General features: G+C 66.1%; 11 protein-coding genes. 7 read left to right on the top strand and 4 right to left on the bottom strand.

Translation table 11 applies throughout. The annotated features are described in order from the left end of the window. The first annotated feature begins 66 nt into the window (after positions 1-66). The 5 genes from AC27VE_RS04315 (at position 67) to AC27VE_RS04335 (ending at position 4,956) form a co-directional block, all read left to right on the top strand. Positions 67-693, top strand: a complete 627-nt coding sequence (locus AC27VE_RS04315; protein WP_427960121.1) for a c-type cytochrome — start codon at positions 67-69, stop codon at positions 691-693. Between the two features lie 334 nt (positions 694-1,027). Then, positions 1,028-1,411: a hypothetical protein gene (locus AC27VE_RS04320; protein ID WP_006222102.1), complete on the top strand. Its 384-nt coding sequence runs from the start codon at positions 1,028-1,030 to the stop codon at positions 1,409-1,411. A gap of 197 nt (positions 1,412-1,608) precedes the next feature. Then, on the top strand, positions 1,609-2,322 hold the full coding sequence (locus tag AC27VE_RS04325; RefSeq protein WP_488703141.1) for an MgtC/SapB family protein: 714 nt from the start codon (positions 1,609-1,611) through the stop codon (positions 2,320-2,322). Positions 2,323-2,367: 45 nt separating this feature from the next. Then, positions 2,368-2,772, top strand: coding sequence for a DUF2946 family protein (locus AC27VE_RS04330; protein ID WP_488703142.1), 405 nt, complete (start codon positions 2,368-2,370; stop codon positions 2,770-2,772). Positions 2,773-2,820: 48 nt separating this feature from the next. Continuing rightward, on the top strand, positions 2,821-4,956 hold the full coding sequence (locus AC27VE_RS04335) for a TonB-dependent receptor (protein WP_488703143.1): 2,136 nt from the start codon (positions 2,821-2,823) through the stop codon (positions 4,954-4,956). A gap of 12 nt (positions 4,957-4,968) precedes the next feature. On the opposite strand, the gene AC27VE_RS04340 is transcribed toward AC27VE_RS04335, so the two are convergent. The 3 genes from AC27VE_RS04340 to AC27VE_RS04350 all read right to left on the bottom strand — a co-directional run bounded on the left by AC27VE_RS04340 (position 4,969) and on the right by AC27VE_RS04350 (position 7,575). Beyond that, positions 4,969-6,072: a DUF748 domain-containing protein gene (locus tag AC27VE_RS04340; protein WP_488703144.1), complete on the bottom strand. Its 1,104-nt coding sequence runs from the start codon at positions 6,070-6,072 to the stop codon at positions 4,969-4,971. Between the two features lie 233 nt (positions 6,073-6,305). Next, entirely contained in the window at positions 6,306-6,488 is a 183-nt protein-coding gene (locus AC27VE_RS04345) for a hypothetical protein (protein ID WP_088587384.1), read from the bottom strand. Positions 6,489-6,663: 175 nt separating this feature from the next. After that, entirely contained in the window at positions 6,664-7,575 is a 912-nt protein-coding gene (locus tag AC27VE_RS04350; protein WP_488703145.1) for an EAL domain-containing protein, read from the bottom strand. Positions 7,576-7,924: 349 nt separating this feature from the next. On the opposite strand from AC27VE_RS04350, the gene AC27VE_RS04355 reads away from it, so the two are divergent. Next, the gene (locus AC27VE_RS04355; RefSeq protein WP_488703146.1) at positions 7,925-10,054 is read left to right on the top strand and encodes an FUSC family protein; all 2,130 of its coding nucleotides are present in this window, start codon (positions 7,925-7,927) and stop codon (positions 10,052-10,054) included. Positions 10,055-10,186: 132 nt separating this feature from the next. Then, on the top strand, positions 10,187-11,023 hold the full coding sequence (locus AC27VE_RS04360) for a universal stress protein (protein ID WP_488703147.1): 837 nt from the start codon (positions 10,187-10,189) through the stop codon (positions 11,021-11,023). An 8-nt stretch (positions 11,024-11,031) separates the two neighbouring features. Here the strand turns inward: AC27VE_RS04360 and AC27VE_RS04365 are convergent, their stop codons facing one another. Further along, positions 11,032-11,988, bottom strand: coding sequence for a 2-hydroxyacid dehydrogenase (locus AC27VE_RS04365; protein ID WP_488703148.1), 957 nt, complete (start codon positions 11,986-11,988; stop codon positions 11,032-11,034). Between the last annotated feature and the right edge of the window lie 79 nt (positions 11,989-12,067).

Below are 12,067 nucleotides of genomic sequence, written 5' to 3' on the forward strand. Positions count from 1 at the left end.
TCTGCGGCCGCTCCAGCGCCATCGCCAGCCCCGGCCGCAGCCACTCCGGTGCCAGGCCGAAGCGCATTGGACTTCAGCGCCTCGCGTCCTGACTGGGAGGGATTCCTGCGTGGGGCCGATCCCGAGGCCGGCAAGCAATTGGCGGCAAACGGCAAGCCCGGAGCCGGCGTCCAGGCCTGTATCGCCTGCCACGGGCCCGCCGGCATCACGCCCACCGGCGGCATCTTTCCCAACCTGGCCGGGCTGAGCCAGGAGTATCTGGCCAAGCAACTGGCTGACTTCCGCAGCGGGACACGGGTGCAGCCGCTGATGAACACGATCGCGCGCGCACTGACCGAGCAGGAAATCGGCCAGGTGGCAGCCTACTACGGCACTTTGGCAGGCCCGCCGCTGCATGTGGGCGAATTCGGCGGCGAAGCGGCGCGCAAGCTGGACCTGCAAGGCGACGGCGCGCGTGCGTTGCCCGCCTGCGCGAACTGCCACGGGCTGCGCGGCATGGGCGAAGGCCCCTTGCTGCCCAGGCTGGCCGGGCAATCCAAGGAGTATTTCACGGACCAGATGACCGCCTTTCGCAATGGCTCGCGCCAGAACGACGACGTGGGCGTCATGCGCGCCTTCTCCCAACGTCTGACAGACAGCGAGATCGAGGCGCTGGCCTTGTACTACGCCGGCCCCCCGCCCAAACCGAAGTGAAGCCCCACCCGCCTTGCGCAATCCGCAGGGCGGGCAATTTTTACTGGTGTTTACCCTAGCCCGGCGCTATACTCGCGGCACTTTCAACCACCTAGAGATCACTGTGGACAACGACGGATGTAGTCGAAAACCGACTGCTCGCGCCGCTTGACGCAGGATCCGCGGAATCTCCCTTCCGCGTGAGTCCTGCGTTCAGCCAGGACTTGGGCTTTCAGCCCCTCTCCCCTTAAAGCTTACCGACGCGATACGCGGGCCTAGTTGCGCGCGTGCCTTGCCGGTCAGGCGGCGCATGCCTGTGGACCTTCCACCGTACTCCCCTGTCAAGGAGACGACCATGCGCATCAAGAAATTCTTCCCCTTCCTGGATCGGGCCCATGACGCCCGCGCCGAAGGCCCGGTGTCGTTCGGCGCCCTGCCGGCGCACGCGCCCGTCACGCCGGTCTATCAATTCACCATCGTCAGCCTGAGCGCCACCCTCAACACCCTGAGAAAGCAGCTGTACTACGAGTTGCAAGCCCTGGACCTGCGGGTGATCGCCGTGCGCATTTCGCGCGCCGAATCCGATCAGTTGGCGTCCACGGTCGTCACGCTGCATTGCCCACCGCACCTGCGCAGCCTGCTCAGCGCCGTGGCGCTGCGGCTGGGACAAAGCCCGGATGTGCGCCGCGTGCACTGGGAAAACGAAACCGGCGCGTCCATCGCCGTGCTGCCGGCCTGAAACCCGGCTTTCCTGGCAAGGAGATTGTCATGAAAGACCCGTACAAAGTCCTGTTGCTGGCGCGCGTGCTGGCCCTGGTGCTGATCTGGCTGGTCGGCGCGGGCCTCGTGCTGGCCTCGGTCTGGCGCCTGCCCTGAGCGCGCCTGGGGGCCCGCCGAGCCCCGTCGAACACCCATAAGCTGAATAGGGGCAAGACCATGAAGAACTTCGAAAACATCCAATTCCTGACCCTGGCCAACACGCTGGTCAGCCTGCTGACTGCCTTCGTGCTGGGCTCGATCGTCGGGTTCGAACGCCAGTTCCGGCAACGCACGGCCGGCCTGCGCACGAACGTGCTGGTGGCGGTGGGGGCCGCCATCTTCGTCGACATGGCGTTCCGCGTGGCCGGCGCGGACGGCGGCGCGCGCGTGATCTCCTACGTGGTGTCGGGCGTGGGTTTCCTGGGCGCCGGCGCGATCATGCGCGAAGGCGGCAGCATCCGCGGGCTGAACACTGCGGCCACCTTGTGGGGCTCGGCCGCCATCGGCGCCTGCGCGGGCGCGTCGCTGATGCTGGAGGCGGTGGCGGCCACGGCCTTCGTGCTGGCGGCCAACACCTTGCTGCGCCCCGTCGTCAGCTACGTGAACCGCCAACCGCTCGATTCGCAGACTTCCGAAGTCACGAACGTGATTCACGTCATCGCGAACGTGGAACATCGCCAGGCCGCGATGACCGTGCTGGAGGAGGTGCTGGAGGCCGAACAGCTGCCGCTGTCGGAACTGAAGATCGACCAGTTCGGCGAGAACGAGGTCGAAATCGAAGCCGCGCTCAGCGAGGCGTCGGTCGACGAACTGGATCTGGACCGGGTGACCGCGAGCATCGCCGCATCGCCCGCCGTGCGCACGGCGTTCTGGGCCGCACGCACGGTGTGAACCTGGGGACGGCTGCGGCGAAACGCTCTAGAATGGGCGCCGACCATGCGTACCCCTCTGCCTACTTTCCACCGCGGCAACGCCGGCCTTTGGCTGGTGCTGATGCTGTTCGTGCTGAAGGCGATGGTGCCGCAGGGTTTCATGCCGGCCACGCACCAAACCGGCACGCTGATCCAGCTGTGCTCGGCCGCGGGCCCCATCTGGGTGGCCGGGCCGTCCAAACAGGACAACGCGCCGGACGAACGGCACGCGGCGCAAGCCGCCACCTGCCCCATGGGCATGGCGCTTGCCGCGGTGGCCCTGCCGCCATCGCCCGTCATGCTGCCGGCGAAGTTGGCCGTCATGGCCCATCCGCTGGCCGCGCGCGCCCCGCCCGGCCCGGTTCTCGCCTCCGTCACCGGCGCGCCGCTAGGCGCCCGCGCCCCACCCACTGCCTCGGTATCCCGCTAGATCCTGCGCCGCCCCTGCGCGGCAATTTTTAGCTTACCGAGAGCACTCATGCCTTTTTCTTCCGCCAGGACGCATCGCGTCCTGAAGCGGCGCGTGGCCATTTGGACCGCGCTCGCCTTCACGCCCGCGCTGCACGCGCAAACCGCCCCGGTCGCTACGCTGCCGGCCATTTCCGTATCCGGCGACACGGTCGCGCCGACCTTGCTCGAACATGCCGCGACCGGCACCTTGCTGGGCCTGACCCCGTTCGAAACGCCTGCCAGCATCGACATCATCAGCAACGAACAGCTGCGAGCACGCGGCGCCACCACCGTCACCGACGCCATCACCCAGGCGGCAGGTATCAGCGCCATGCGTCATCCGGGCAATGGCGGCTCATCCCTGTCTTCCCGCGGATTCACCGATTCGAACTCCGTCGCGCAACTGTATGACGGCGTGCGCCAGTACGGCGGCGTGGGACAGACCTTCATCTACGACCCCTGGGCGGTGGACCGCATCGAGGTGCTGCGCGGCCCCGCCTCGGTGCTGTACGGGGAAGGCGCCATTGGCGGCGTCGTCAACGTGATCCCCAAGAAGCCCACGCGCGGCCCCATCGAAAACGAGCTGATGACGACGCTGGGCACGCACGACACCCAGCGCTTTGGTTTCGGCAGCGGCGGCGCGCTGGATGACAAGTGGTCGTACCGGCTGGATGTCAGCGGCAACCACACGAATTCCGGGATCAGCCTGGGCGATTCACGCGACGCTGCTGTCACCGCCGCCCTGCGGCTGGACGTATCGCCGGAACTGAACTTCACGCTGACCCAAGCCTACGCCTGGCAGGAACCCACCCGCTACTTCGGCACGCCGCTCGTCGACGGCACGATGGATTACGGGCTGGCCAAGCAGAACTACAACGTGGCCGACAGCAAGATCATCTACCGCGACAGCCGCACGGAATTGAAGGCCGAGTGGTCGCCCAACGCCGCCACCACCGTGCGCAGCCGCCTGTACTACATCGGCAGCAACCGCGACTATCGCGATGCCGAAAACTACGCGTGGACGCCGGCCGGCCAGATCCTGCGCAGCGGCTATACCGAGATCGGCCACGACCAGGAGCAGACCGGCATGGTCACCGACGCCTCGTTCGACGGCCATCTGCTCGGACTGGCGAACAAAGTGGCGGTGGGGGTCGAGCTGAACCGCGCCTCGCTCAAGCACACCAACAATTCGCCCTATTCCGGCACGTCGCTGGTGGATCCGTACGACGTCGATCACGGACGCTTCATCAATGTCGCCGGCACGACGCCGCGCTATCGCAATACGGCCAGCCAGTACGCGCTGTTCGCCGAAGACCGGCTGATGTTGACGTCCCGCTGGTCGGTGCTGGGGGGCTTGCGCTACGACCACATCGACCTGAAACGGCGCGATCTGGTCGCTGACGAGACGGCCTTCCGCAGCACCTACACCAACGTCGGATGGCGCTTGGGCACGGTCTACGACGTGCTGCCCACCTTGTCGGTCTATGGCCAATACGCGCAGGCCGCCGATCCGATCGGCAGCCTGCTGTTGCTGTCGCCCGCCAATAAGGACTACGAGCTGTCGCAGGGCAAGCAGATCGAGATCGGCGTGAAACAGACGTTCTGGGACAACAAGGGCCAATGGACGCTGGCCGCCTATCACATCACCAAGAACAACCTGGTCACGCGCGACCCCAACGACCCCGCGCTGCGCATCCAGGTGGGCGAGCAATCGTCGCGCGGCCTGGAGGCCACGCTGGGCGTGGAACTGTCGCCCGCATGGCGAGTGGACCTGAACGCCGTGGCGCTGCGCGCGCGCTACGACGACTTCAATGAATCGGTCGGCGGCGTGGCAGTGTCGCGTAACGGCAATGTGCCGACCGACGTGCCGGAACGCGTGGCCAACGCGTGGGTCAGCTGGAAGTTCGCCCCACAATGGACGGCCAGCGCTGGCGTGCGCTACGTAGGCAAGCGCTATGCAGACGCCGCCAACCGGCTGGAAATGGCGGGCTACACCACGACCAACCTTGCGCTGCAATGGGAGCCGCGGCGCGACCTGAGCCTGGCGCTTCGCGCCTTCAACGTGTTCGACCGCCAGTACGCCGAAACCGCCTACTACAACCAGACGCAGTGGCTGGTGGGCGAAGGCCGGCGCGTGGAGCTCAGCGCCAACTACCGGTTCTGAGGCAGGGGCGCACTAAGGGCTGAGCAAGTCCGACAAGGCGTTGCCCAATTCCTTGACCGCGCCAGTCACGCCTTCGGCCGCGCCTTCCGCGCCCACGCCGATGGCGCGGCCAAAGCCTTGCGCCACCTGTGCGGCAAAGCCCCGTCGGACCGAGAACTTGGGATTGTCCAGGCTGCCTTGAAGTTTGAACTGGAAGCGCAAGGCGCCGGTCTTGTCTTTCATGGCGGCCAGCACCGCCTTGCGCGGCAACGAAAACAGGGTGCCGTCGCCGCTGAACTTCAGGTCACGCAGCGCGACGGTGCCCGAGGCCTGCAATTCGCGCTTGGCGATGGTGGTATTCATATCCAGATCCATCGCACCGCCAGTCAGCGACCCCGCGTCCTTTTCCGACAGGTAAGGCGCGGCGTGCCGGATGTCCATATTGCGCACGGCCACTTTCATGTCAGCGTCCGTCCCGCCGACTTGCAACCAGCCCTGCGCGCGCACGGTCGACTCCCCATTGCGGTTCTCTTCCAAAGTGCCGCTGAACTCCATATCGCTGTGCGTGCCATCCCCCGGGACCGACAACGGGCTCAAGCGGGCCTGGACGTTCTTGAATGGAATGCGATGCGGCGGCTTGGACACCGCGGCGTCCTCGAAATCCAGCCGCCCGTCACGCAGGATCAACTCCGCGACACGGATCGTGCGATCTGCACGCGATTTGCCGTCGCCGCCGGCGCCTGCGTGCAGCGCCGCTTGCAAGGCGGGGGCAATCTGCATTTCGCCATCGGCGCCGCGCACGACCGCAAAATCGAAGCCTTCGACCACGACGGCGTCGAACACGGCCTCATGGCGCAAAAAGGCCGACCATTCCGGTTCCAGCACAACGCGTTTGGCGCTTGCGCCCGCTTGGCCCGGGGCGCCGGACACCTTCACATCAGTCAGCACGACCTGCCGCCAGCCGACCTGCACGTTGCCTACCTGGCCCCGGGGCCCCAGCATGCTTGAAATCCGCTGTTCGGCGATGCGGGTAGCGGCAAACGCCAGCACCCCGGCCAACGCGGCAAGGACAAGCAGCACGGCAAGGGTGGTGCCCAAGGCCGATCTCCGGCGCGGCGCGGCAGCGTTCAAGCTCATTGCGGTTCCTGTTTCGTGATGCCGGGGGGGCGCAGACTGCGCATCGCGCAGCGTCAAACTGCAGGCCTCACCCGGGATGGTCAGCGATACGGCGCCATTATTCAATGGACGAAATGGATGATGGCAGCTTATGCCCCCTTCGCGCAAACGGCCCCGTCCACGCCATTGAAAGCGCGGACGGGGCCGTTGGGATTCGCGCTGCCGGCTTGCGGACTCAATGCGCGATCAGGGGGTCAGCGCTGCGGCTTGCCGGGCTGGCCGGGTTGCTGGCCGCCCTGCTGGCCCTGGCCTCGATCGGCATTCTGGCCAGATTGGCCGGGCTGCTGGCCGGGCGACTGATTGCGGTCCTTGGGGTTTTCCTGGGCCTGTTGCTTTTGCGGCTGCTTTTGCTGGTCGGGCTGATTCTGATTGGACATTACAAGTCTCCTGATAGGCGGAAAAGGCTCCGCTACATCGGGAGTAGCAACTGGCGTGCCCAACGGCCGTGGCCACAAGCATCCAAGGGGAAACAGATCGCAGTCCCCGTTTTTCGACCGGTAAGTCCTGGCCCTGCTGGAAGAAATTGCGCAAGCGGCGACGCGCCTGCGAGCGCTACTGCGTGATGACGCGGGCGGGGAAAGCCGGTTCGGTTTCTTTGGCGCCGCCGTCGAAAGCCTCGATCCAGGACGAAGCGTAATTGGCGGGCGCGGCCAACGGTTCGCCGCCGTCGCGCTGGGTGCGTAGCCGCACCATCAAGGCGTCCAGCGGCATCGGGCGCCCGAGGGCAAACCCTTGTCCGTAACGGCAGCCGGCCGCCCGTAAGGCGGGGATGTCGGCGACGTTCTCCACCCCTTCGGCTACGACGCGCCAGCCCAGACGCGTGGCTAGTTCCGCGGCAGTGCGCAACACTTCAAACGCCACGGCGCTGCGCCGCATGCGCGTCACGAAATACTGATCGATCTTTACTTCGGACAAGGGAATGGCCGATAGCAACTTCAGCGAGGCATGGCCCGTGCCGAAGTCATCCAGGCTGACCTCGCACCCCGCGTCCTCCAGTTTCATCAACGACGCGCGCAAGACATCCAATTCGCGGATGGGCTGGTCTTCGGTCAGCTCGACCCGCACCAGCGAAGCCGGCAGCTCGGCGGTATAGATGAGATCCAGCAGGAAATCCACGGCGCTTTCGTCGGACAGCGTGGTCGCCGGCGCGTTGATGGCGACCGGCACCGCAATGCCCGCGCGCCGCATCGTCAGCAATATGTCGATCACGCGCAGGCAGACGCGCTCGAACAGCAGTTTGTCCAAGCCCATGCGGTTGATCGCGGGAATGAATTCAGCAGGCATGACGATACCCAGGCGGGGATGCTGCCATCGCGCCAACGCTTCGGCGGATACGATCCTGCCTGTCATCAGGTCCACCTGCGGTTGCAACAGCACCCGCAGGCCATCCTTTCCTGCCACCATGGCCGCGATTTCTTCGTCGCTGACCACCGAGCTTGTGGAAGCCTCGTGATTGGGCGTCATGTCTACGCTCCTCGCGTGCCCCTGGGTAAGGCCTGCGCTGTCCGGGCGCAGAAAGAGGCACATTGGGACATGAGTATTCACCATCGGCTTACCGCGATGCGCCGGCCGTAATTTCCGGCGCATTGAACCGCCAAATGTTTTTTTATGCGATTTCGAGCAATTGTTCCAGGCAAATTTGCGCCTAAGACGCAGTAAAGTCACACAAATGAAACTATTTGTATGGACTCATCCAGATTCATGAATCTGACACCCAGTGGACGACGATGGCGAGGCAGATATAACCGCCTTGTCGACATGGTAGGGTTTGCGTCTTTCGGCCTTCGGGTCCCACTGCAGCTTGATGAATAGCGTGACGAATTTGCTTACCCGCTGGCGTGCTTCCTTGCGCAATGTCTTGTGGCTGGACGCGTTGCAAGCCGCCGCCATCAGCGCGGCACCCGTGATCCTGGCCGTGCTGGTGCACGAACCCCGCCTGGGCTGGACCGCGATCGCCGCATTCTGGGCCTGCTTTGGCGATCCGGGTGGCCCCTTGCGACAACGTGCCGGCTCCATGCTGGCGCTGGGCCTGATCGGCGGCCTCTTCTGCTTCCTTGCCAGCGCTAGCGCCAGCCATCTATGGCTGCTGCTGCCGCTGACGTTTATCTGCTGCACGTTCGGCGGCTTGCTGCGCGTGCTGGGGCCGGCGGCGGCCATCGTCGGCACCTTGCTGTCCGCCGGCTTCGTCGTAGCCGCCGAATTGCCCGCGCCCACGTTGGCCGAAAGCCTGTCGTATACCCTCTTCTTCCTGGCGGGTGCTGTCTGGGCCATCCTGATGACCGCGCTGGTATGGCGCCGACGGCCCTGGAAGGACGCCACGCACGCGGTCGCGCATTGCTACCGCGGGCTGGCGGACTTCGCCGACGCGCTGGCCCGCATGTATTCGGGCCTGACCCCGGCGGCCGGGCCCCAAGCCTGGACTGCCGTCACCAAACCGCAGCGCAGCGCCCAGCGCGCCGCCTTGGAGGCCGCCCGCGTCCGCATCCGCGAAGTGCAGGAATCGCGCCCTTCACGCCGCGCGCGCGCCAACCAGCTGACCTACCTGCTGGACAGCGCCGAAGACAGTTTCATTGCGCTGGTCGCCTGCGCCGACCTGCTGGAATCCCACGCTCCGCAATGGCTGGGGCGCAGCGCCGGCGCGCACCTGTCGCATGCGCTGCACCGCTACGCCAGCGTTTGCAATGCGATTGCCAGCACCTCGGACGTCAGCGACCCCAAACAGGCGCAATGCCTGCGCGAGCGTCTGGCCCACTATGGCGCCGGCCTGCATGACCTGCGCGGCGGCGCCATGGCCTATGCGCCCGATCTGGCCACGATGGTGCCCGTACTGGACCGCCTGCTGCACACGGCGCAAGCCGTCACGCAAGCGCTGTTCGACCAGGGCGATGCGCCTGCCGCGCCCGCCCAGCAAGGTCGCGGGACGTCTCGCGCACGGCAGGCGTGGCGCACACTGCGCCAGAACCTGGGGGTGGAATCCGACGCCTTCCGCCACGCCTTGCGCGTGGGCGTCGGCGCCACCATCGCCGTGGCCTTGTCCAAGACATTCGCCGTCAACCATGGTTATTGGATGTCGCTGACGCTGGTCTTCATCCTGCAGCCCTATTTCGCCACCACCTGGCAGCGCACCCTCGAACGCGTCACCGGCAGCGTCGCCGGCGCCGTTGGCGCATCGCTGCTGGGCCTGCTGTTGAGTACGCCGCTGTCGGTGGCATTGGCCGTCCTGCCCATTGCGCTGGGCACCTTCGCCGCGCGCACCATCCATTACGCGCTGTTCACCTTCTTCCTGACGTCGCAGTTCGTGCTGGTCAGCCATATCCAGCAACCGGAAATCTATGAACCCACGCTGGCGGCGCTACGCGCCTTCAACAGCGTGCTGGGCGGCATCCTGGCGCTGCTGGTGGGCGTTCTGGTGTGGCCGGAAAAAGAGCCGCGGCAACTGGCCGGCGCCCTGACACGGGCGCTGGATCGGCACGCCGCGTATGCGCTGGCACTGACTCGGCAAAAAAGCGGCGCGGCCTCGTTGCCGGATGAAAGCAGCATCGTCACCTTGCGCCGCCAAGCCTGCCTGTCGGCCGATAATGCCGAGGCCTCATTGCAGCGACTGCAACAGAATCCGGTGCACCGCGAGCGCAACGTCGACACCGCGGTGAACCTGCTGAACGCCATGCGGCGTATCACGGCAGCCGGCACAGTGCTGGAGATCCAGCCCGCCCTGCCCTCCGAGGCGCCTGCCGCAGCTGCCCTGCGCGACTATGGCTTGGTGCTGGCCCACGCGCTCCATCCGCAGGATCACGGGGCGGACCTGCCTCCCCGCCAATGGGCCGTGCCGGCCGCCATCGCCGCAGCCGACCCGGCCTTGGCCGAGCCGCTGGACCGCATCGCCCAGCAGGCGCGCCAGGTGCGCCAATTGCGCGACCGCATCGAGAAGGATCCACCCCAGTAGGCCGCCGCGGCGGGCCCACGGGCCATCTTTGCGCCGAATCCAGGTATCTGGAAGCCGCTTGATGCGCATCAAGGGCCGGCCCCTCGGAAAGCGTAACCATGTCGCTATGGGACGCTTACTGAGGAGACCCGCATGTATCGCCGCATTGCCGTACACCTGGACCACGGATTCGACTGCGAACGCCGCACCCGGCTGGCGCTGTCGCTAGCCAAACGCCACAAGGCCGAACTGGTCGGCATCTACGCCAGCGCGGCGCCGCCCCAGTATTACTACGGCGAATCCGTGTTGATGTCCCGCACGCTGAACGTCATGAAGGAACTGCAGGCGCAGAACCGCGCCGCGGTGCAGAACGCATTCCTGGATGCGGCCGCCGCCGCCGATGTGCCAGCGGTGGTACGCGCCGGAGACACCGCGCCCAGCGTCTGCGTGGCGCTGCACGCTCGCACCAGTGATCTCGTCATCGTCAGCCAGTTCAACCGCGACGATGTCGAAGCCGCGCATGAATCCGAATTCGTCGAGCAGATGCTGCTGACGGCCGGTCGCCCTGTGCTGGTGCTGCCCTCCAGCGGCGATTTCCCCACCGTGGGCGACCGCGTGCTCTTCTGCTGGGACGGCAGCCGCGAAGCCGCCCGCGCCTTGGGCGACGCCACGCCGGCGCTGCGCCTGTCGTCGCACCTGATCGCGCTGACCATGGACGAAGGCGGATCCTCGCAGAAAGACGAAGCCACGCCGTTTGAAGACCTGGCCACGTATTGCGTCGCCCATGGCATGCCCGCCCCGGACCACGTGCGCCGCGACATCAAGGGCGTCGGCGTGGGTAGCACCATCCTGAATGCCGCCGCCGACCATAGCGCGGACATGATCGTGATGGGCGCCTATGGCCACAGCAAGCTGCGCCAATGGGCGATGGGCGGCGCCACCGCGTCCATCCTGAAGAGCATGACCGTCCCGATCATGTTCTCGCACTAAGCACGCGGCTAGGCCGCTTCGGCTTGCGCCTCCACCACCGGCGTCAGCACGGGCTTGCCGCTGAAATGCGCCGTGGCGTTCTGCAGAAACAGCGCCACGGTTGCCGCCACCGCCTCGGGTGAACGGCCCGCGCTATGCGGCGTCAGCACCACATTGTCCAGTTGCTTCAAGGCATCCGGGACTTGCGGTTCACCATCCACCACATCCAGCCCTGCGCCTGCGATGCGCTTTTCAGCCAGCGCGGAGATAAGCGCAGCGGTATCCACCACACTGCCGCGCGCAATGTTCACCAGATAGCCGTCGGGGCCTAATGCGTTCAGTACGTCGGCGTTCACCAGATGTCGGGTGCCCGTGCCCCCGGGGGTGGCCACCACCAGGAAGTCAGAGTCCGCGGCCAAGGCGCGCGGCGTGTCGAAATAGGTGTACCCGGTTTCGGGACGCGCGCGACGGTTGTAGTAACCGACGCTCATGCCGAATCCGTTGGCGCCACGCTTGGCGATTTCAAGCCCGATGGTGCCCAGGCCAAGAATGCCCAGGCGCTTGCCCGTCACTTGCGGCCCCATGAAGCCGCTCCAGTGGCCCTGCCGCACCCAGGCGTCCGCTTGAGGCAGATGGCGCGCCACGCCCAACAACAGCGCCATCGCGTGGTCGGCCACCGACACCGCATTTGCGCCCGGGCCGTTCGTGACGATGATGCCCCGCGATGCGGCGGCGGCCAGATCGATGTTCTCAAAGCCCACCCCGAGCGAACAGACCAGCTCGAGTTTCGGCAAGGCAGCCATTTCATCGGCGCGCAACCCGGTGGCGCCGCGCGTCAGCACGATGCGGATGTCCTCGGCATGGGCCTGGATGGCTTGCGCGCGGGCTTGCGCCGTCGGCGCATAGATGGCTTGAAAGCCGTGTTCTTCAATCGCGGGCAGGAAACCCTGCACGCTGTCGATCAAAATCAATAAGGGAATGGTCATGGAGGCGTTGCCGGATAGGCGGATGGCTGCGAAAAGGCGGAGAAATCTTACGCCTCGCCACGCACCCGCGCTATCGGCC

It is taken from the genome of Achromobacter sp. 18P8.1.1 (assembly GCF_057799415.1).

Excerpts from the sequence above, each read along its gene's own strand:
- AC27VE_RS04325 (WP_488703141.1), top strand. The coding sequence starts at position 1,609 with ATGAAGAACTTCGAAAACATCCAATTCCTGACCCTGGCCAACACGCTG.
- AC27VE_RS04345 (WP_088587384.1), bottom strand. The coding sequence starts at position 6,488 with ATGTCCAATCAGAATCAGCCCGACCAGCAAAAGCAGCCGCAAAAGCAA.
- AC27VE_RS04335 (WP_488703143.1), top strand. The coding sequence starts at position 2,821 with ATGCCTTTTTCTTCCGCCAGGACGCATCGCGTCCTGAAGCGGCGCGTG.
- AC27VE_RS04330 (WP_488703142.1), top strand. The coding sequence starts at position 2,368 with ATGCGTACCCCTCTGCCTACTTTCCACCGCGGCAACGCCGGCCTTTGG.
- AC27VE_RS04340 (WP_488703144.1), bottom strand. The coding sequence starts at position 6,072 with ATGAGCTTGAACGCTGCCGCGCCGCGCCGGAGATCGGCCTTGGGCACC.
- AC27VE_RS04320 (WP_006222102.1), top strand. The coding sequence starts at position 1,028 with ATGCGCATCAAGAAATTCTTCCCCTTCCTGGATCGGGCCCATGACGCC.
- AC27VE_RS04365 (WP_488703148.1), bottom strand. The coding sequence starts at position 11,988 with ATGACCATTCCCTTATTGATTTTGATCGACAGCGTGCAGGGTTTCCTG.
- AC27VE_RS04350 (WP_488703145.1), bottom strand. The coding sequence starts at position 7,575 with ATGACGCCCAATCACGAGGCTTCCACAAGCTCGGTGGTCAGCGACGAA.
- AC27VE_RS04360 (WP_488703147.1), top strand. The coding sequence starts at position 10,187 with ATGTATCGCCGCATTGCCGTACACCTGGACCACGGATTCGACTGCGAA.